The 19292-nt window shown below is 54.9% G+C and carries 19 protein-coding genes and 1 pseudogene; 12 read left to right on the top strand and 8 right to left on the bottom strand.

Features of this window, described 5'->3' with window-relative positions; translation table 11 throughout:
- The first annotated feature begins 47 nt into the window (after positions 1–47).
- From JCM2850_RS12435 to JCM2850_RS12410, 6 genes are all read left to right on the top strand, one after another.
- Complete coding sequence (locus tag JCM2850_RS12435; RefSeq protein ID WP_025872228.1) at positions 48–2726, top strand: TonB-dependent receptor; 2679 nt, start codon at positions 48–50, stop codon at positions 2724–2726.
- A gap of 261 nt (positions 2727–2987) precedes the next feature.
- Positions 2988–4247, top strand: a complete 1260-nt coding sequence (locus JCM2850_RS12430) for an LLM class flavin-dependent oxidoreductase (RefSeq protein WP_025872226.1) — start codon at positions 2988–2990, stop codon at positions 4245–4247.
- Between the two features lie 39 nt (positions 4248–4286).
- Positions 4287–5885 (top strand): ABC transporter substrate-binding protein, encoded by a 1599-nt coding sequence (locus JCM2850_RS12425; protein WP_025872224.1) that lies wholly within the window; start codon positions 4287–4289, stop codon positions 5883–5885.
- A gap of 2 nt (positions 5886–5887) precedes the next feature.
- The gene (locus JCM2850_RS12420) at positions 5888–6952 is read left to right on the top strand and encodes an ABC transporter permease (RefSeq protein WP_159105169.1); all 1065 of its coding nucleotides are present in this window, start codon (positions 5888–5890) and stop codon (positions 6950–6952) included.
- The gene (locus JCM2850_RS12415) at positions 6949–7776 is read left to right on the top strand and encodes an ABC transporter permease (protein ID WP_025872221.1); all 828 of its coding nucleotides are present in this window, start codon (positions 6949–6951) and stop codon (positions 7774–7776) included. Before JCM2850_RS12420 ends, JCM2850_RS12415 begins: the two co-directional genes overlap by 4 nt.
- On the top strand, positions 7773–9569 hold the full coding sequence (locus JCM2850_RS12410) for a dipeptide ABC transporter ATP-binding protein (RefSeq protein ID WP_025872219.1): 1797 nt from the start codon (positions 7773–7775) through the stop codon (positions 9567–9569). Before JCM2850_RS12415 ends, JCM2850_RS12410 begins: the two co-directional genes overlap by 4 nt.
- Positions 9570–9651: 82 nt before the next feature.
- Here JCM2850_RS12410 and JCM2850_RS20590 read toward each other — a convergent pair whose 3' ends face one another.
- Genes JCM2850_RS20590 through JCM2850_RS24055 form a run of 6 tightly spaced genes read right to left on the bottom strand, consistent with a single transcriptional unit; the run spans position 9652 to position 12541 of the window.
- Positions 9652–10125, bottom strand: a complete 474-nt coding sequence (locus tag JCM2850_RS20590; RefSeq protein ID WP_025872217.1) for a hypothetical protein — start codon at positions 10123–10125, stop codon at positions 9652–9654.
- Between the two features lie 8 nt (positions 10126–10133).
- The gene (locus JCM2850_RS12400; RefSeq protein ID WP_025872216.1) at positions 10134–10793 is read right to left on the bottom strand and encodes a hypothetical protein; all 660 of its coding nucleotides are present in this window, start codon (positions 10791–10793) and stop codon (positions 10134–10136) included.
- Complete coding sequence (locus JCM2850_RS12395; RefSeq protein WP_025872214.1) at positions 10790–11554, bottom strand: type III pantothenate kinase; 765 nt, start codon at positions 11552–11554, stop codon at positions 10790–10792. The genes JCM2850_RS12400 and JCM2850_RS12395 overlap by 4 nt, the downstream gene beginning before the upstream one ends.
- Positions 11555–11773, bottom strand: coding sequence for a biotin protein ligase-related protein (locus tag JCM2850_RS24065; protein WP_369384896.1), 219 nt, complete (start codon positions 11771–11773; stop codon positions 11555–11557). It lies immediately after the preceding gene.
- Positions 11774–11819: 46 nt separating this feature from the next.
- On the bottom strand, positions 11820–11960 hold the full coding sequence (locus JCM2850_RS24060; RefSeq protein WP_369384895.1) for a hypothetical protein: 141 nt from the start codon (positions 11958–11960) through the stop codon (positions 11820–11822).
- A 47-nt stretch (positions 11961–12007) separates the two neighbouring features.
- Entirely contained in the window at positions 12008–12541 is a 534-nt protein-coding gene (locus JCM2850_RS24055) for an HTH domain-containing protein (RefSeq protein ID WP_369384894.1), read from the bottom strand.
- Between the two features lie 176 nt (positions 12542–12717).
- Between JCM2850_RS24055 and JCM2850_RS19100 the strand changes: the two are divergent.
- Together JCM2850_RS19100 and JCM2850_RS19095 are read left to right on the top strand one after the other, a co-directional pair.
- A pseudogene (locus JCM2850_RS19100) lies at positions 12718–14480 on the top strand (glutamine--tRNA ligase/YqeY domain fusion protein).
- Between the two features lie 81 nt (positions 14481–14561).
- The gene (locus JCM2850_RS19095) at positions 14562–15146 is read left to right on the top strand and encodes a flavin reductase family protein (protein WP_036266179.1); all 585 of its coding nucleotides are present in this window, start codon (positions 14562–14564) and stop codon (positions 15144–15146) included.
- A 14-nt stretch (positions 15147–15160) separates the two neighbouring features.
- Here the strand turns inward: JCM2850_RS19095 and JCM2850_RS12375 are convergent, their stop codons facing one another.
- Complete coding sequence (locus JCM2850_RS12375) at positions 15161–15478, bottom strand: hypothetical protein (protein WP_036266178.1); 318 nt, start codon at positions 15476–15478, stop codon at positions 15161–15163.
- Between the two features lie 119 nt (positions 15479–15597).
- On the opposite strand from JCM2850_RS12375, the gene cysK reads away from it, so the two are divergent.
- Both cysK and corA read left to right on the top strand, forming a co-directional pair.
- Positions 15598–16536 (top strand): cysteine synthase A, encoded by a 939-nt coding sequence (gene cysK, locus JCM2850_RS12370; protein ID WP_025872210.1) that lies wholly within the window; start codon positions 15598–15600, stop codon positions 16534–16536.
- 55 nt (positions 16537–16591) lie between these two features.
- On the top strand, positions 16592–17563 hold the full coding sequence (corA, locus tag JCM2850_RS19090) for a magnesium/cobalt transporter CorA (RefSeq protein ID WP_369384893.1): 972 nt from the start codon (positions 16592–16594) through the stop codon (positions 17561–17563).
- 123 nt (positions 17564–17686) lie between these two features.
- On the opposite strand, the gene msrA is transcribed toward corA, so the two are convergent.
- Positions 17687–18223, bottom strand: a complete 537-nt coding sequence (gene msrA / locus JCM2850_RS12360) for a peptide-methionine (S)-S-oxide reductase MsrA (protein WP_025872208.1) — start codon at positions 18221–18223, stop codon at positions 17687–17689.
- Between the two features lie 176 nt (positions 18224–18399).
- Between msrA and JCM2850_RS23500 the strand changes: the two genes are divergently transcribed.
- A complete protein-coding gene (locus JCM2850_RS23500; protein WP_267879285.1) occupies positions 18400–18501 on the top strand; it encodes a ParA family protein in 102 nt (33 codons plus the stop codon).
- Positions 18501–19163 (top strand): ParA family protein, encoded by a 663-nt coding sequence (locus tag JCM2850_RS19085; RefSeq protein WP_267879290.1) that lies wholly within the window; start codon positions 18501–18503, stop codon positions 19161–19163. Before JCM2850_RS23500 ends, JCM2850_RS19085 begins: the two co-directional genes overlap by 1 nt.
- The last annotated feature ends 129 nt before the right edge of the window (positions 19164–19292 follow it).

The following is a 19292-nucleotide window of genomic DNA, read 5'->3' as shown; positions in this document are numbered from 1 at the left end:
TTTTTGCAAAACCCCCGCCATGTGGCGGGCTTCAACAAGGGGAAATTATGAAGAAACGCCAATTGCACGCCAGGCGCTCGCTGGGCTTTATTGCCATCAGCACCTTGCTCAGCGTGTATTCCAACCAGGCGCTGGCTGCGGAAGAAGCCATTGCAGCCGAGGCTACTGCTGCCACAGCGGCTGAAGACAGCAGCACTGAAACCCGCGCCAATGCCAGCGCCAGCAATGATGCCGATGCCAATGTGCTTGGCCATGTGGTGGTGCAGGGTGCCACCGTGAAAAGCGGGCCACTACCTGGCCGCCCCACCAGCTCGCTAGGGGCCGCAGCTTCGGTGCTGGATACACCACGCTCGGTGTTTGAGATTACCGCCGACCAACTGGCCAAAGACCCCATCCGCAATGCCGATGACTTGGTGCGCTACGGCCCCAGCATTCAGCGTAACGGCGGGCAAAACGTCAATCTGGCCCCGACTATCCGTGGTCAGTCCTCAGAACTGTTCCAGGACGGTCAGCGCACTTATAACGTACGCCGTCCTTTCAACATCAATGCCTATGAAGGTGCTGATGTGGTCAGCGGCACACCACCGCAAGTGTTTGGCCCCAGCTCGCGTAGTGGCGGTTATATCAATTATCTTTCCAAGCTGCCGGATTTTGAGAAGCAGCGCTCGGAAATTCGCGGCCTGATTGGCACCTGGGTACCTAGCGGCGGCTCTTTCCGTACTGCACGTATTTCTTATGACACCACAGGCCCCATCAGTGACACCCTGGCCTACCGCGTCAGTGTCACACCGCAGCGTACCAACGATTATTACGATAACGTCAGCAACAATTTCAATGCCTTCTACGGCGCGCTGGCCTGGAAGCCGCAGGACGGTGTGCGCGTGGACTGGAATGCCAGCTACGATGACTACTACGATTACAACATCATCCACGGCTGGAACCGTACCACGCAGGACTTGGTTGATCACGGCACCTACAATGCGGGTCGTGCAACGCCCATCATTCAGCAGGGCACAAATTACTATTCCCCAGTTTATGCCTCAGGTGCCGCTGATTCCGCGATTACCGGCTGGCAACAACGTGTGCGCAACAGTGCCGGGCAAATGGTGGTCGTGGGCAATGTGGCAGCACCGTTCACCAATGCCAGCGCCCCAGGCACCATACGCGGTTGGGTCTACGATCCCTCGATTCCTGGCAATGACCCGGTCAAGCTTTCGCGCAGTGACTTCTCCCGCTCTGAGGACAAAAACACTTCCAAGCGCGGCGTCAGCCAGTTGCGCGTGGCGATAGACCTCAACCCGCAATGGTCCATCCTCAACAGCACCATGGTGCAGTACTCGGACGATACCAATGATTCGGTAGGCAGCTTCCTCACTCAGTTTACCGACAAGATTTTTGATAACCGTACCGAGTTGCGTGGCCGTCATGAATTTGAGCTGTTTGGCCTCAAGGTCACTGACCGCAGCAATACCGGTATTTCCTTCCGCCGCGAAAGCTTCCGCACCCTGGCAGCCAACAATAGCTTTACCACTTCACCTTATGATCTTACGGCATCACTCAGCCTGAAAACCCCGGCAGGCCTGCTGGGCTTGCCTACCTATGGCACTTCAGGATCATGGATAGGCCAGGCAGGTGTACCGCAATTATCCAGCTTTGGTTATCTGGTATTGCCGCGTATGTATCCGGTGGGTGGTGGACTCTATGCTGAGGTGGGCGGCTTCCCGGCCTCTGGTGGCGGTGCGGTCTATACTAGTGAAGGCCGCTGGACCACGACCTCGGTATTTACGCAGCAGAACTTCCTCATCAATGATAAATACGGCTTCAATATCGGCCTCAATTCGTCCTATATTGATGCTAGGATCAAGAACCCGCTGGTGATCAACCCGGCGACGGATAATCGTAGCGACAGCTACAGCGTCTGGTTGCCCAGCCTGCAGACTGGCCTGCTATACAAGCCTACCCAGTACACCACGCTATACACCAACTATGATCGCTCCTATGCCATCAATACTGGCGGCTTTGCCGATGTCTTGACCTGGGGTGCAGGCAACCAACTTTCGCCGCTGGCATTCCGCAGCCTGAGCATATTGCGTGAGGCTGGGATCAAGTCTGAGGTCATCCCCGACAAGTTGTTTGCTACGCTGACGGCTTATCGCCAAGAGCGTGACACCTCCCCAGATAACCTCGGGCAAATGGCACGTTTGATCGTCAAGGGGGTGGAAACCTCAATACGCTTCCAGGCCACAGACAGACTCAGCGGAGGGGCCAATGCCTCGCGCACCGATGCCAGGTTCTCTTATCTGGCTTATCCCGGTGGCTTCTTCTCGGCAGCAGGCTTTGTGCCAGATAACGCTACGGTATTTGGGGATGGCAACTTCTTCAGCCGCTTGCCCAACCCAGGTGCGATTCGCGCCCCAGGCATCCCTAAGTATTCCGCCAATGGCTACTTGGATTACCGCCTACCTTCCGGCCTGGGCGCCACGCTTTCTGCCTGGTGGACCAGCAGCTGGTATACCAACCCGGCCGAAGATGTGCGTATTCCCAACAACTACAACTTCGACCTGACGCTGTATTACAACCAGCCCAAGTATGACGTGGCCTTGCGTGTGCTCAACCTGACCGACCGCAAGAACTACAGCACGGGCGGCGTGGGCGGTACTACAGGAGAGTTCGTGGTGCCTTCACATCCACTGTCGGTACAAGCCACTTTTGGTTATCGCTTCTAAGGTTTGAATCAGGCAAAGAGCGCTGCGCTTTTCGCCTGGCAACAGCACTGCTGCCGCAGCAACAGCAGTGCTGTTTTTCAGCCATAAAAGCAAGCTCAAGCCGGACTGAACCTCACCTTATATAGATTAAAAACATCAACTTATACGTGTTTTCAAGCCACATGCAGCGGTAACAACCGTTGGCATGCGGCTTGCAGAATACCTGCATGGCAATGGCCTCAGGCCAGCCTACATGCAAGAACACCAATAAAGGACTCTGACATGGCAGTAAAACTATTGTGGTACCTCACCGAACCAGACGGACCGGTACCCTGGGAAAACGATGGCCGCTGGACCACAGGCTTTGACCATCTGCAGCAACTGGCCACCAGCATAGACAAGCTGGGCTATTACGGTGCCCTGCTCGCCACTGGCGGTGGTTTTGGCAATGACGTCAACACGGTAGCAGCGGCGCTTGCAGCGCAGACCAAGCGCATGAGGTTTGTGGCGGCGCTCTACCCTGGCCTGATTGCCCCGGCCAAGCTGGCGCAGATTGCCAGAACCATAGACCGCTTCACCGAAGGCCGACTGATTTATAACGTTGTCAATGGCAGTGATGCCATGCTGCCTTCCATGGGTTTCCATATCACCCACGATGAGCGCTATGACTTCAGCTTTGAATACTGGGATGCTTTCCGTAAGCTTTACAGCGGCTCGCCTGATGGCTATGAGGGTGAATACATCAAGATAGCGCCCTACCCACCAGCGCTGGCTGGCATGGTCAAGCGCCAGCAATCTTCTGCCATTCAGTACCAACCCAATATCCCACTGTGGGGAGCGGGCACCTCGGCACCTGGGGTGGCGCACTCGGCCAAGCTTTTGGATGTTTACCTGAGTTTTGCCGATAAACCGCACTTGCTGGGCGAAAAATTCAAGCGTGTGGGCGCAGAGGCTGCCAAGCATGGCCGCAAACTGACCTTTGGCACGCGCTTGCAGATTATCGTGCGCGAAACCGAGGAAGAAGCCTGGGAATATGCGCAATACCTGGTGGACAGAACCTCGGTGCAATACGCCAAGGATTCTATCTTGCGCCAACTACCCCCCGGTGAAACCTTTGAAGGCTACCGCAGCCCGGACCCTCAGGTGCAGAAAAACCTGGAAAGCATACGCGCAGGCAAACTGCCCAAGGCCAGGGATTACGAAATCTATCCCAATATCTGGACTGGCCCTGCGCTACACGGCTTTAACGTGCTAGGCCCGCTGGCTGGCACCACCCTGGTGGGCAGTGCCGAGAATGTAGCCGCACGCATACGCGAGTTTGAGGCCAATGGCACGCATGCCTTTATTCTTTCAGGCTGGCCATTGATAGAAGAAGCCCATCGTGTGGCTGACCTATTGTTCCCACTACTGGATCTAGATCACGGTTTTGAGGTGCCTCAGCTTTCATCGGTCAGGCGCAGTCGCTATCCCTTGCGTGGTGAGCGCCATGCACAGGCTGCTGAAGAATCCATCACCCCAGACCCAGTAACCCAGGCCGCCTAAACAGCTAGCGCTGGCCAGTCACGTTCAGACGGAATTCACATGACTTCAGAATTATCAAGACGCGGTTTTCTTATCAACAGCGCCGCCCTGGGCGGCAGCCTGCTACTGGGCGGTGGCCTCACAGGAGGCTTGTTGAGTGCCTGCAGCAATAACAGCAGCCCTGAGCCCACAGCCCTGCCCACCACACCGCAATATGGCGGCCGCTTGCGCTTGGGGATTATAGACGGCAGCAAAACCGGGGATCTGGATGCGCACAAGCCATTAACCACAGGTGCCATCATTCGCGGCTTTGCGCTCTACAGCAAGCTATGGGAGTGGAGCGAGCAGATGACGCCAGACCTGGCTTTGGCAGAGGAAGTTGATGTGAATGCCGACGCCTCGCAATGGACCATACGTCTGCGCCAGGGCCTTGAATTCCACAATGGCAAAACCATCACCGCTGATGATTTGATTTTCTCGGCGCGGCGTTTGTCTGACCCGGCACTGGCTTCGCCCTATCTGGCCTATTTAAAGTGGATAGACAGAGACAATCTGGTCAAGCTTGATGAGCGCACAGTGCGCATTCCCATCAAGGGTGGCATAGGTTTGCTGTCGCTGCCGGATAGCTGGGTCAACTTTGGCGGCATCGTGCCGCAGGATTATCACCCGGTGACCAATCCAGTTGGCGCAGGCCCTTACAAAATCAAGGAGTTTGTGCCCGGACAACGCTCACTGTTCACGCGCTTTGAGAATTTCTACAAGACAGGCAAGCCTTATCCCGATGAACTGGAAATCATAGACTTCAAGGATCAGACCTCGCGCGTAGCGGCACTATTGAGCGGCCAGATTGATATGGCCAATGCGCTGGACCCCGAGCAGTTGATTCCGCTCAAGCGCAACCCCAAGGTCAATGTGGTGATCAGCGAAACTCATGGCTGGAATTCCTTTGATATGAATCTGAGCCAGGCACCGTTCAATGATGACCGTGTACGCCAGGCTTTCCGCCTGCTGGTAGACAGGCAGGAGATCGTGCAACGCGCGCTGGGCGGCGAGGGCCGTGTGGGCAACGATATTTATTCACCGCTGGACCCGACCTTTAACCATAATATTCCGCAGCGCGAATATGATCTGGAGCAGGCACGCTCCCTGCTCAAACAGGCAGGTTACGACAATGACCTGAAAGTTACCCTGACTGTAGGCCCAGGCCTTACCGCCGTGGCCGGAGGTTCTCCCGCTGGCCTGGTGCTGGCGGAGCAGGCCAAAAAGGCTGGGGTGACCATCAAGGTGACGCAGGTGGATGCGGCAACTTTCGGCGGGCCACAACGTAATGACTGGCAATTCAGCACCAATAGCCGTTTGGGTGGCAGTTTCCTGCATACCGCCGCCATGGTGGATAGCCCCATCTCCAGCGCCAACAAGACCCACTTTGACAATGCCCGCTTTAGCGAACTGTTCCGTCAGGCGATCTCCACCACCGATCTGGAAAAGCGCAAGCCACTGGTGCATGAAGCCCAGCAAATCCAGCACGCGCAAGGCGGGCTGATTCTGTGGGGCTTCAACAACACCCTGGACGCTGCAGGCCGTCATGTCGGTGGCCTGGCCCCCGAGCGCTCGCACTTCCCGACCTGGCGCTTTGACAAACTATGGCTGAGCAGTTGAGCATGGAAAGCAGCAGCAAGCTGGCAGGCCATTGGTCTGCCAGTGCAACACAGGCCAGCGATTCTGGAAAACGTGCTGGCTTAACCTTGGCCCTGCCCGCATGGCTGGGCTGGGCGCTCAAGCGCATTGCCTCCAGCCTGCTCGGCATTATCGTCATCAGCATGCTGGTGTTTGCCGCCACTCAGGTGCTTCCATCAGACCCCGCACGCACCATACTCGGCCCAGAAGCCACTGAGGACGCAGTGCAGGTATTCAGGGAAAAGCTGGGGCTGGATCAACCGCTGATCAAGCAATACTGGCAATGGATCAGTCGCGCGGCACAGGGTGACTGGGGGCATTCAATAGACTCCAATATGCCAGTGACGCAGTTGATTGCAGGACGCGTCAATAACTCCCTGGCGCTGGTAGCCAGTGTGCTGGTCTTGATTGTGCCCGGTTCTTTGATTGCAGGCGTGTTTCTCGCGCTGCGGCGTGATGGCTGGCTGGATAGAACCTTGGTTGCCAGCATGATTGCGCTCAAGGCCATCCCTAGCTTTGCCATTGCCATCGGCCTGGTGATGTTGCTGGCAACATCAGTGTTTTCCATCTTCCCTGCTGTCTCGCTGCTAGACCCCAACCGCTCAGCATTCGCGCAGCCGCAGTTTATGATTTTGCCAGCCCTGACCCTGGTGGTCGCCACCATGCCTTATCTGGTTAGGCTGGTGCGTGGAGCCATGATAGAAGTGCTGGATGCGGAATTCATTACCAGCGCCCGCTTGCGCGGCCTGTCGAAACGGGTGCTGATCTGGCAATACGCGATACCCAATGCCGTGATCCCGGCGATACAAGCGATTGCCCTCACCACCAGCGTGTTGCTGGGTGGAGTATTGGTGGTGGAGGTAGTGTTTACCTATCCTGGTATAGGCAGTGCGCTTAATGCGGCTGTGGATATCCGCGATATTCCGGTGATACAAGCCATCGTGGTATTTCTTGCTGCCAGTGTTATGACCGTCAATCTGATTGCCGATCTGGCCACGGTATTGCTCACCCCCAGGTTGCGTACCCGTCCCGGCAAGGAGGCCGCATGAGTCTCCTCAAGCCACGTTTTCTCACCAGCCAGGCTGGCCTGGGCCTGGTGATCAGCCTCAGTATTCTCGCGCTGGCGCTGCTGGGCCCCTGGCTGGCACCGCATTCGCCTGTGGCACTGGTTGGCCCACGCTATGGCGCGCCTGATGCCAGCGCACTGCTGGGCTATGACTATCTTGGGCATGATGTCTGGTCGCGCCTGCTGGCTGGCGGGTTCTCGCTGGTGTGGATGGCAGCAGCGGCCTCATTGATTGCGCTGGCAGTCGGCACTCTCATTGGCATGACCGCGGGCTTTTTCCGTGGCCGTTTTGACCAGGCCACGCTGTGGTGGGCCGATGTGTTTCTGGCATTTCCCAATCTGATTCTGGTGCTATTGGTTGTCGCCATGCTGGGACGTGAGCCCTGGCTGATTGTGCTGATCGTCGCCGTGGCATTTTTGCCTGGTGTCATCCGCCTGTCGCGCAGTGTTACCTTGGGCATTGCTCAGCTTGAATATATAGAAGCCAGCACCATGATGGGTTACTCCCTGCCGCGCATTCTGCTGCGCGAAATTTTGCCCAATATTGCCACGCCTTTGCTGATTCATCTGGGCACCATGATGTCCTGGGCGGTGGGCATATTGGCCGGGCTGAGTTTTCTTGGTTATGGCGTGGAGCCGCCTGCGGCTGATTGGGGTTTGATGGTGAATGAAAACCGTGCCGGATTACAGATACAACCTTATGCGGTGCTGGCACCTGCCGTGCTGGTTGCCCTGTTTGCGCTGGGCACCAATTTATTGGCTGAAGGCCTGGGCCGTGCCAATGCAGGCATCAAGGAGAAAGCATGAGCACGGCATTAACTGTACGTGACCTGCGTATAGGCATAGGCCAGGGTATCAATCTGGTGGCGGATATCAATTTTTCCGTGCGGGCGGGTGAGGTGTTGGCCCTGGTCGGTGAATCCGGCTCAGGCAAGACCACCATTGCCATGGCTTTGCTTGCCCATACCCGCGCTGGCGCAGTGATAGAGTCGGGAGCAGTACTCACTGATGGTCTGGATATTCTCTCCTTGAGCGAAGCCGAGTTACGTCATGTGCGCGGCAACATCATTAGCCTGGTGGCGCAGAACCCGGCCATGGCCTTGAATCCACTACGCACCATAGGTCAGCACCTGCATGATGTACTCAAGGCGCATCAGCCCGAGCTGGATGTTGACAGCCGCTCTGCGCGTATTGCCGAGGTGATGCAGGATACCGGTTTGCCGGGCGATGCTGCATTCCTCAAGCGCTTTCCGCACCAACTTTCCGGCGGGCAACAGCAACGTATTCTATTGGGCCTGGCTTTTGTATTGCGCCCCCGGGTGATTGTGCTGGACGAGCCGACCACCGCGCTGGATGTCAGCTCCCAGGCACGGATTTTGGTGACGATACGCACGCTGTGCCAGCGCTATGGCACGGCCGCAGTCTATGTCTCGCATGATCTTGCCGTGGTCAGGCAGTTGGCAGATCATGTCATGGTGCTGTATGCGGGCCGCATTGCCGAGATAGCCCCACGTGCCAGCCTGTTTGCGCTGCCACGCCACCCTTATAGCCATGGCCTGCTGGAAGCGATTCCTGATATTGCCCTGCGCCGTGCACCCAGCCCTATCCCTGGCCAGGCTGTTGGCCCGGCACAGCGTGGTGCGGGTTGCGCTTTCGCGCCGCGTTGCCGTCATGCAGATGGTATTTGTCAGGCGCAGGCACCACGCTTGCGCGATGTAGCGCCAGATCACCAAGCTGGGGTGCATCAGCTTGCTTGTCACCACACAGCGTTGGGCCTGACACTCAGCCAGCCACAGCCCAGCCTGGCCACTCAACAGCGTGATCAAAGCAGCTTGCCCCCGGTGCTGTATCTGCATGAGGTCTCAGCACATTATGGTAAGCAGCCAGTGCTGCATGGGGTGTCACTCTCGGTGAGCATGGGGGAATGCCTGGCGATTGTCGGGCAGTCAGGCTCGGGCAAGACCACGCTGGCAAAAATCATGGCCGGGCTGGATATTGCCGCCAGCGGCCGTATCAACTTCAATGGCCATGAACTGCCCATGCGCGCGGCTGATCGTGCGCCCGCGCAACGTCACAAGATTCAGTATATTTTCCAAAATCCTTATCAGGCACTCAACCCCAGGCATACCGTGGGGGAAACTCTGGCTACGGCAGCCCGACATTTCTTCAAGCAAGATGCGGGTGATATTGCCCAGCAGGTCAATGCCGCCTTGCATAAGGTCGCGTTGCCCGCACGCGTTGCCACACAATATCCACGTGAATTGTCTGGCGGCGAGCTACAGCGTATCGCCATTGCGCGCGCGTTGATCTGCCAGCCCAGTTTGCTGATCTGCGATGAAATCACTTCGGCATTGGATGTTTCAGTGCAGGCCAATATTCTGGAACTGTTACAGTCATTGCAGCAGCAAGGTTTGGCCATTATCTTTGTCACGCATAATCTTGGGGTCGTACGCGCGATTGCTGATCGTGTGCTGGTGCTTAACCATGGCATCACGGTGGAGAGTGGCTTGGTTGATGCCTTGCTTGATCAGCCAGTGCAGGAATACACCAAGCAGTTAATCGCCGACTCGCCTTCGCTGTTTTCCGACCTGGCGGCCTGAAAATGACAACGCCCGGACTTAGCCGGGCGCAATCATGATCTTGAGTTCAGCGTGCACACGCTAGAGGCGCGGCACTAGATCATCACCTTTTAATGCGTAGTATCTGAAGATGGTGCTGCAGAGGTTGTCGTGGTTGCAGGCGTTGCCGCCTCGCCAGCGCCATTGGCAGGCTTGCTTGCCGCCGTTTTCGGTTGGCACGTGAGCGTGGCTTTTTGGCAGTGCTGGTTTTTGTAGCGGCGGCTTTACTGGTGGAAGCTGGCTTGCTGCTGGCCTTGTCTGCGCTGGCTGCGGGCTTGGCAGTGCTGGTGGCACTGGCAGCAGTTTTGGCTGTGGTCGAGGGCTTTTTGGCAGCAGGTTTACGCCGTCTTGCTGCAGGCTTGGCTTCGGTCTTAGCGCTGCTGGCTGACTTGGCGCTAGATTGTGACTTGGCATTCGCTTGCGCATTGGGCTTGTCATCATCCAGCACATCGCTGACCACTTTATTCAAGATGCGTTTGCCAGCAACCACGGCTGCGGCCAAGGCCACTTTCTTGAAGATATCCTTGAAAATTCCCATACAGACTCCTATTGGCAATTAATCTGTTTCAGTTCGCTACCAGGGAAGCGTGCGCCCATTTTGCTCAGTTCTATCGCCATTTCTGCCGACATATTATTGATGAGCAAACTGGTACGACCTTTTTCCTGATTACGTACTCCCTTTTGTGCCGTCACCACACCACGGCGCTTAAGCTGTTCTAGTAGTTTAGTCGCTAATCGCTCATCCTTGAAGACTCCCAGCGAAATCGCATTGCGTAGCGGTGGTTCCTGAATGATGAAACTGATCTCTACGCCCAAGGCTTTCAGTTCAACCACTTTTTCCAATGCGGCCTGGAAGCTCGGCAATGGCGGGATATAGACCCAGTAGCGTGCTGCCTCGCCTGTAGATTTTTGCTCCAAGGTTGCCGTGACAGATTGCTGGCTCAATACCTGCTGCGCCTGCTTAAGATCATTATTGGAGAAACTGCCCCACTCATAGCAGGCATAGATTTCTTCTGGCTTGGGTGTGCCTTCCACTTCCCCGGTTTTCGGTAGTGCTTCCACTTCCTCCGGGGTCAGCATCTTGATCTTGTCGGCCATCAAAGGCGCGTGCAGCGGCTGCTTGGCCGTTCCTGGCACTTCATTCAGGCTTTGGCCTAGCCATAAGCCAAGGTTAGCGATCACCAATATGCTCAACAACCATTTCATGATGCGTCTCTCTCCAGATACCACAAACCTTGCAGCACCAGTTGTTCTTCCAGGTGATATTCACGTGCCAGCGCATGTTTTTCCAGCAAGGGTAACAAGACGCTGGCATCACCACCACTCACCATGCACGGCACAACATAGCCACAATATTCACTGAGTTTTTGCACCATATTATCTACCGCCCCACACATGGCTTGCAGGCTGCCACTGTAAACCGCATCTGCGGTGTTGCGGGGAAAATCCTGCCAGTTACCCTGTCCAGGTGCTATGCCTGCCGCCGCTGCGACTATGCTGTTTTGCATCAGGCGCAAACCGGGGGCTATGATGCCGCCCATAAAGCGCCCTTGGCCTGGCGCGGTTTTTTCTATCAGGTCCACGGTCAAGGCAGTACCTGCATTGACCACTACGCAGCTGCGCTGGTAATACTGCCAGGCCGCCACCATGGCCGCCCATCTATCCACGCCCAGTTGCGCTGGTATGCTGTAATCATTGACCAGACCACAGGCCTGGGCAGTGCTGGTGTGCCAGCGTATGGGCAGCTTCAATGGTGCCAGACACGCTTGTAACCAGGCTTGGCTGTCTGGCCCTGCCACATTGACAACCCCGATACGCGCACATTCCTGCCAGGCGGATAGCACAGTATCCGACAAGACCTCACCCTGTTGCAGCCATCCCTGTGTGCTGATGACGCCATCTTCCAGCGTCATTACCGCCCATTTGGTGCGGGTATTGCCCGCGTCTATCACCAGTAAACGCGACATCTAGTGCGCTCCCCGCAGGCTGATTTCACCGGAGCTGAATCTTTGCACGCCTTGTGCGGTGGCAACCAGCAACACGCCATCATCGGCTATGCCCTGGACTTCACCATGCTGCTCACGACCATCGGGGAACAGCAAGCGCACTTGCTGCAGATGATAGGCATGATGACGCTGCCATTCCGCGCCCAGGCCAGCAAAACCTTGTTGCTCGAATTGTTGCAATACACTGCTTAGCTGTAGCAAAAGCTGTCCCAATAATTCATTTGGATTAATCGTCACGGGTAAATGACTGGCGATATCGGTCACTGGCTGGTCTATGCGTGCCCGCGTGGCAGGCGGCAGTTGCAGATTCAGCTATGCCGATCACGGCGGCACTGGGGCCTTCCATATCGCCTTGCAGCTCAATCAAAATGCCCGCCAGTTTGCGCTCACCTATGAGTACATCATTAGGCCATTTCAGCCTGGCACTTTGCAGGCCAAACTGGTGCAGGTACGTACCAACGCCAACCCCACGGCCAGGCTAAGGCCAGACAATGCCGCCGCCCCCAGTTGAAAGCGCCAGAGCAGGGAAAAAGTCAGCCCAGCGCCCAGGGCGGCTTGCCAGCTACGGCCACGTCGCCCCCTACCCTGTGTCTGCAACAAGGCCGCCACAACGCTGCCATGGGGTGCGCCCTGCCCGGCTTGCTGCATGAGATAACGATTAGTGGAATCAATTTCATCCAACACTTGCAGTGTGAATGCCTGTGCCTGAGGCAGTGCGTTAGATCCGAGAGCCTGCTGCACAGCGTCTTTCTCGAGCAATTGCACTGCTTGCGGCAAACGATAGCCACGGCCACGCACTGAGAAGATTTCTATGCCCAAGCTTTCTGCCGCTTGTATGGCATTCCATACTGAGGCACGGGTGACGGAGAACTGGCGTGCGATGTCCTCACCCGAGTGAAAACGACCATCTGCCAGCAGTTTGAGTATGGGAAAAACCAGGTTATTCATTGCGTGGGCCAGTATATATCAAGCCATGTAACGAGAAATCAATTATATGGGCTAGCACAGGGATATGTGTTGCCCACTGCCGTGCAGGCAGGGTTATAAGCGAATGCCATGTGCAGCAACCCGCTGGGGGCGGACACAGTGTAAAATGATTGCACTTTTTACCCTGTTTCAATCCCATGTCAGATAAAACCCCCATTGCGCCAGCCGCCAATTTCATCCGCAATATTGTCGAACGTGACCTAGAGCAAGGCACTTATGCCCAGCGTCTATGGGCAGGCTCACCCGGTGATGCCAGCCACCAGGCCACAGGCACACCCGACCCGGCCAAGATACGCACGCGCTTCCCGCCGGAGCCAAATGGGTATCTGCACATTGGTCACGCCAAGAGCATCTGTCTGAATTTCGGCATTGCACGTGACTTTGGTGGTGTCTGCCATATGCGCTTTGATGACACCAACCCAGAGAAAGAAGAGCAGGAGTATGTAGACAGCATCACCGATGCCGTGCAGTGGCTGGGCTTTGGCTGGGAGGCCTTTGGCCAGTCGCACCTGTATTACGCGAGCAATTATTTTGACTTTATGTATCGCGCTGCGGAAAGCCTGATCGAATCTGGCCATGCTTATGTTGACCAGCAGACTGCGGAAGAAATGCGCCAAAACCGCGGCACCTTGACCGAGGCTGGCAAGAACTCACCCTGGCGTGATCGCCCTGCTGCGGAGAGCCTGGCCTTATTCCGTGAGATGCGCAACGGCAAACACCCCGATGGTGCGATGATTCTGCGCGCCAAGATTGATATGGCTTCCCCCAATATCAATTTGCGTGACCCCGCCATTTACCGCATCAAGCACGCTACCCACCACAACACTGGCGACAAGTGGTGTATCTACCCCATGTACACCTTCGCTCATCCGCTGGAAGATGCACTGGAAGGCGTGACGCATTCGCTATGCACGCTGGAGTTTGAAGACCAACGACCATTCTATGACTGGGTGCTGCTGCGCCTGGCCGAAGCTGGCCTGTTGGCCCACCCGCTGCCCAAGCAATACGAGTTCTCCCGCCTTAACCTCAGCTATGTGGTGCTGTCCAAGCGTAAATTGATTGAGCTGGTAGAAAACCAGCACGTCAATGGCTGGGACGACCCGCGCCTGCCTACGCTGGCGGGTGCGCGCCGCCGTGGCTATGCGCCCGAAGCTTCCGCCTGTTTGCTGACCGTATTGGTGTTTCCAAATCTGATTCATGGATTGAATACACCATACTGGAAGACTGCATGCGTGAAGTGCTCAATAGCTCGGCCGAGCGCCGTATTGCGGTGCTGGATCCGATCAAGCTGGTGATAGACAACTACCCTGAAGGCCAGAGCGAAGATTGCCACGCCCCTAATCATCCACAAAAACCCGAACTGGGCCACCGTGTGGTGCCACTGTCACGCGAGCTATGGATAGAGCGTGAAGACTTTATGGAAGAACCCAGCAAGGGTTACTTCCGCCTGTTCCCCGGCAATCAGGTGCGTTTACGCTATGGTTATGTAGTGAAATGCCTGGGCTGCGAGAAAGATGCCGCAGGCAATGTCACTACCGTGCATTGCGAATACCTGCCTGACACCAAATCTGGAACACCGGGTGCAGACAGCGTCAAGGTCAAGGGGAATATCCACTGGGTATCTGCCGCGCATGCTTATAGCGCTGAAGTGCGCTTGTATGATCGTTTGTTCAAGGAAGCCCACCCTGGCGCGGGTGACCGCAACTATCTGGATGATATCAACCCGGATTCGGTCAAGACCATCACCGCCCAGCTTGAGCCTGCCCTTAAGGATGCCAAGCCTGAGGATAGCTTCCAGTTTGAGCGCCATGGCTATTTTGTTGCTGACCGCAAGGACAGCCAGCCTGGTCAGCCCATCTTCAACCGCACCGTGACCCTGCGCGACAACTGGCAGAAATAAATCTAGCCCTAGGCATGTGCAGAAATACTGCTGCATATGCCTAATACAGACTCACACCTAGCACAGACTTAAGCCTAGCCCATGACCTATATCCAGACTGTAGACCCTGCCCACGCCTTCAAGCTGCTCAACCACGGCCCCACCGTACTGGTGAGCGCAGCCCACGGCGGCAAAATCAATGCCATGGCGGCTGCCTGGAACATGCCCTTGGACTACAAGCCCACGCGCATTGCGATTGTCATCGACAAAAAGACTTATACCCGTGAATTGATAGAAGCCAGCGGCACTTTTGCCATCAATGTACCGTGCAAGGCGCAGACCGAGCTGGTGGTCAAGCTGGGTTCTAGCTCTGGGCGTAGCCTGCTGGATCAGCAGCCTGACAACAAATTGCAAGCCTATGGGGTGGATAGCTTTGCGGCTAATGAAATAGCTGCACCGCTAATCAGCGGCTGCGTGGCCTGGCTGGAGTGCCGCATCATTCCAGAACCGCATATTCAGGACAGCTATGATTTATTCCTGGCTGATGTCGTGGCAGCGCATGCCGATAGCCGGGTGTTCAGCGAAGGCCGCTGGCATTTTGATGGCCATGATGACTTGCGCACCCTGCACCATGTTGCAGGCGGCTTTTTCTTCTCCCCAGACGATGGCGTGGCCGTACAACGCTAGGCCAGTTACCAGCCTTATAAAGCCTTCACGCTGGCAATGGTCCAGTGCTGCTTTTCCTTGTCGCGGGTTTGGGAGCAGCCCAAAGCTACGGCTTCATCGCCTGGCTTGAGTGTATGCTTGGTGTGATCCGCGGTTTGCACCCCCATAAACCAGCGATCCAGCCACACTTCCACCACGGTATCTGCCTCGCTCTTAAGCAGAATGAGCTTGCCGTCATTGGCCAGGCATTCCGAGCTGTCATCTTCAATCAAACCAACTTGGCTATTCACGCTTTCTGCTGCTGACAGATGAGTCGCCAGGCATAACAGCCCAGCCATTAAGTAATAACGCATGCTTTCTCCAATGTTTTAGCTAGGGCTTTCCCACCCCAGCAGACGGCTAGCCTGCCAAATAGGCTAGGCAAGCCTAGGCCGTTGTATACTTTATAAGCTTAATCATTTTCAGGGTATGTATGCGTATCGCCAATAACACTGCCGAACTGATCGGCAACACCCCTTTGGTCAAACTCAATCGCAGTGCCGCCGAGATAGACCCGGCCACGACCATAGCCTGCAAACTGGAATATTTCAACCCAGCGCATAGCGTTAAGGACAGAATTGCCGTCGCCATCCTCGATGATCTTGAAGCTAGCGGCAAAATCCAAGCTGACTCCATCATTCTCGAAGCCACCAGTGGCAATACCGGCATTGGTCTTGCCATGGTCTGTGCCGCACGCGGCATCAAGTGTGCTTTTGTCATGCCGGAAACTATGAGCCGCGAGAGAAAATTATTGCTCAAGGCCTATGGTGCTGAGTTGATACTGACGCCTGGTCCTGATGGCATGCCAGGCGCTATTGCCAAAGCCGAAGCCCTGGCTGCCAGTGATACGCGCTATATTCTGGCGCAACAATTTGCCAATCCGGCCAATCCAGACATACACCGCCGTACTACCGCAGAAGAAATCTGGCGTGATACCGATGGGCTGGTAGATATCGTCATTAGTGGCATAGGGACTGGCGGCACGATTACTGGCGTGGGCGAAGTGCTCAAGGCGCGCAAGCCTGGCGTGCAGATCATCGCAGTGGAGCCAGACGCCAGCCCGGTATTATCCGGCGGCGAGCGTGGCCCTCACCCCCTACAGGGCATAGGTGCAGGCTTTATCCCTACTATTCTCAATACCGCTATTTACGACGAGATCATCCGGGTTAAAAACGAGGATGCCTTGCAGACTGCCAGAAATATGGCACAACAGGATGGTCTCTTAGTGGGGATATCCTCTGGTGCAGCAACCTGGGCCGCCCTACAAGTTGCGCAGCGGCCCGAGAACCATGGCAAGCTTATCGTGGTCATTATTCCATCATTCGGTGAACGCTACTTATCCACTGTTCTCTTTAACGAGCTTGAGGTCTGATGCCTGACTTTTTAGGCCTGAAACCTAATATCAGACACTATCTGGCGGATTTTGCATGAAAAAACGGCGCCACGCCCATAGTAAGAAAATCGGGCTGCCCCCAGGCAGCCTGGTGCATACAGGTGAAGTTAAAACCCCGGAAGTGACCATGTCGCTGTTCCGCTACAACGCGGAACGCCTGGAAGAAAAAATCATCACCTCACTGGATGAAATAGCGGGCCCATCTGGGGAAGATATCCTCTGGCTCAATGTGCATGGTTTACATGACCCCAAGCTCATGGCCAGCATAGGCTTGAAATTCCAGCTGCACCCTTTGGTTCTGGAAGATATCCTCAATACCGATCAGCGCCCCAAGGCTGATGCTTACGACGATTACCTGTTTCTGGTGACACGCTTTTTCAGCTATGACTCGGAGCAGATGGCCATTAATTCTGAGCAGATCAGTCTGATTCTGGGTGAACGCTTTGTCCTGTCGTTCCAGGAGCGGCCAACTGGCTCATTTGACCCAGTGCGCGAGCGCCTGCGCGCCAACAAAGGCCTGCTGCGCAAGTCAGGCCCGGATGTACTGGCATATGCATTGCTGGATATGGTTGTGGACAAGTATTTTGTCATGCTGGAGCAGATCAGTGATGACTGTGAAAAGCTGGAAGAACAACTACTGCACAAACCTACCGATGCCGTGTTGCAGAGCATCCATAAACTCAAGCGCGAAACCATGGATTTACGCCGTGCGGTATGGCCGCTACGCGAGATCATCAATAACCTGATCCGCAATGAATTCGGCTTCTTCCAGGAAGCCACCATCCTGTATCTACGTGATGTCTACGATCACAGCATACATTTCATAGAGTCACTGGAATCCCTGCGTGACCTACTCGCGGGCATGCTGGATATTTATCTTTCCAGCATCAGCAACCAGGTCAATAAAGAAGTACGCCTGCTGACCGTGGTGACCATGCTGTTCATGCCAGCCACACTCATCTCGGGTATCTTCGGCATGAACTTCGCGCATATGCTTGCTGGATGATGGCTGGGGGTTCTGGTTTGCACTACTCATGATGCTAGTGGTTGCTGGCGGCATGGGTTTGCATTTCTGGCGCAGGCAATGGCTAAGCCAGCATTAGCTGGCTCAACAAGTGTGTATTTAGCACTATGGTTTAATCAGCGCAGCATACTTCGCTTGTATTTTTGCCACTTTGGGCGCTGCCACAGCTAGGCAGTAGGGCTGCCCTGGGTTCTTGGCAAAATACTGCTGGTGGTAATCCTCGGCGGGGAAAAATTCCACGGCTGCTAATACCTGAGTGACTGGCGCTGCTCCAAAGGTATTTTCACGGCGGTAGTTATCCAGCAAGGCATTGACCGTGTCTTTCTGCGCCTCATCCTGATAAAACACTGCGGAGCGATATTGCGTGCCTACATCATTGCCCTGACGGTTAGGCGTAGTTGGGTCATGTGAGAGAAAGAAAATCTCCAATAAAGCCGCATAGCTGATCTGCTGCGGGTCAAAGCTGATCTGTATGGCTTCTGCATGCCCAGTCTCACCCGTGCATACCTGCTTGTAGTTGGGCTGATCTACGTGGCCCCCTATATAGCCTGAAACCACCGCATTCACGCCTTTAAGTTGGGAAAACACTGGCTCCAGGCACCAGAAACAGCCACCCGCCAGCACCGCAATTTCATTGCTCATATCACTGCACTCCCAAAGAATTTAATAGCAGGGCTAGTAATAGCACTGCTTTCACAGCAGAACTTTAATAATAGAACTATAAGGTAATCACCACGCAAATCAGCGCTTAGCTGCATGGCTATTCACTTCATAATAGAGTTTCAAGCTCTATCTTTAATCAAGACGAATCAGACAACATGGCGCGTATTGCAGTTTTCAATCAAAAGGGCGGAGTTGCCAAAACCACCACAGTGCTTAATCTGGCGGCGGCAATGGAACGCACAGGTAAACATGCTTGATGATAGATATGGATCCTCAGGCGCATTTGACGCAGATTCATGGTCAGCATCCGGAAACTGCCAAGCAAAGCTTGTTTGGCTTTTATCAGGATGATAAACCGCTGTACCACCTTGAAGTGGAATGGCCAGGCATAGGTCAACTGATACCCTCGCACAAAGAACTAATCAAAGTTGACTCCATCTTTGGTAAAGGTCCAGCCGTACTCAATAAACTAAAAGTTGGGCTGGATATTGCGGACAAACTCTATATTGGCCGCCATACCTTGATCGATTGCTGCCCGTATCTTGGCGTACTTTCGCTCAACGCCATCTTTGCCGCCGACTTGATGATCATCCCTATTTCTTCGGATTATCTTTCCTTACAGGGCGCGAAAAAGGTTGAGCAGACTCTGACAGCCATTGAACCAGTACTAAAACGCCCTATACACAGGCGTTACCTGCTGACTCGTTTCGACCGTAGAAGAAGCATGACGTTCGAAGTACAGAAAAAAGCCAAACAGCTATTTGGCGAGCAGGTATTGGATACCGTGATTTCGGAAAACGTAGCCATTGCGGAAAGCCCAGAAAAGGGCAAGGACGTGTTTAGTCATCAGCCGAATAGCGCAGGCGCCAATGATTATTTTGCTTTGCTTATGGCGCTTGCTAGAGATGGTTGGATTTAAGTAGAAATATCAATTAAAAACCACAGCGCAAAAATACAAAAAGCTTTCCTAAGGAAAGCTTTTTTAATATCTACTACGCTGCTTTGACAAAGAAAAAAGCCCGCTAGAAACTAGCGGACTTTTCCTGAA

Source organism: Methylobacillus glycogenes JCM 2850 (assembly GCF_000617925.1).
Classification (GTDB): Bacteria; Pseudomonadota; Gammaproteobacteria; order Burkholderiales; family Methylophilaceae; genus Methylobacillus; species Methylobacillus glycogenes.
The sequence above is the reverse complement of the archived record's forward strand: the minus strand, read 5'-3'. Positions and strand labels throughout refer to the sequence as shown.

Coding starts and splice junctions, on each gene's coding strand:
- JCM2850_RS12400 (WP_025872216.1), bottom strand. CDS start 10,793: ATGAAATGGTTGTTGAGCATATTGGTGATCGCTAACCTTGGCTTATGG.
- JCM2850_RS19085 (WP_267879290.1), top strand. CDS start 18,501: ATGATAGATATGGATCCTCAGGCGCATTTGACGCAGATTCATGGTCAG.
- JCM2850_RS12375 (WP_036266178.1), bottom strand. CDS start 15,478: ATGCGTTATTACTTAATGGCTGGGCTGTTATGCCTGGCGACTCATCTG.
- JCM2850_RS19095 (WP_036266179.1), top strand. CDS start 14,562: ATGACCTATATCCAGACTGTAGACCCTGCCCACGCCTTCAAGCTGCTC.
- JCM2850_RS23500 (WP_267879285.1), top strand. CDS start 18,400: ATGGCGCGTATTGCAGTTTTCAATCAAAAGGGCGGAGTTGCCAAAACC.
- JCM2850_RS12420 (WP_159105169.1), top strand. CDS start 5,888: ATGGAAAGCAGCAGCAAGCTGGCAGGCCATTGGTCTGCCAGTGCAACA.
- JCM2850_RS12430 (WP_025872226.1), top strand. CDS start 2,988: ATGGCAGTAAAACTATTGTGGTACCTCACCGAACCAGACGGACCGGTA.
- JCM2850_RS12395 (WP_025872214.1), bottom strand. CDS start 11,554: ATGTCGCGTTTACTGGTGATAGACGCGGGCAATACCCGCACCAAATGG.
- JCM2850_RS24055 (WP_369384894.1), bottom strand. CDS start 12,541: ATGAATAACCTGGTTTTTCCCATACTCAAACTGCTGGCAGATGGTCGT.
- JCM2850_RS20590 (WP_025872217.1), bottom strand. CDS start 10,125: ATGGGAATTTTCAAGGATATCTTCAAGAAAGTGGCCTTGGCCGCAGCC.
- msrA (WP_025872208.1), bottom strand. CDS start 18,223: ATGAGCAATGAAATTGCGGTGCTGGCGGGTGGCTGTTTCTGGTGCCTG.
- JCM2850_RS12410 (WP_025872219.1), top strand. CDS start 7,773: ATGAGCACGGCATTAACTGTACGTGACCTGCGTATAGGCATAGGCCAG.
- JCM2850_RS12415 (WP_025872221.1), top strand. CDS start 6,949: ATGAGTCTCCTCAAGCCACGTTTTCTCACCAGCCAGGCTGGCCTGGGC.
- cysK (WP_025872210.1), top strand. CDS start 15,598: ATGCGTATCGCCAATAACACTGCCGAACTGATCGGCAACACCCCTTTG.
- JCM2850_RS12435 (WP_025872228.1), top strand. CDS start 48: ATGAAGAAACGCCAATTGCACGCCAGGCGCTCGCTGGGCTTTATTGCC.
- corA (WP_369384893.1), top strand. CDS start 16,592: ATGAAAAAACGGCGCCACGCCCATAGTAAGAAAATCGGGCTGCCCCCA.
- JCM2850_RS12425 (WP_025872224.1), top strand. CDS start 4,287: ATGACTTCAGAATTATCAAGACGCGGTTTTCTTATCAACAGCGCCGCC.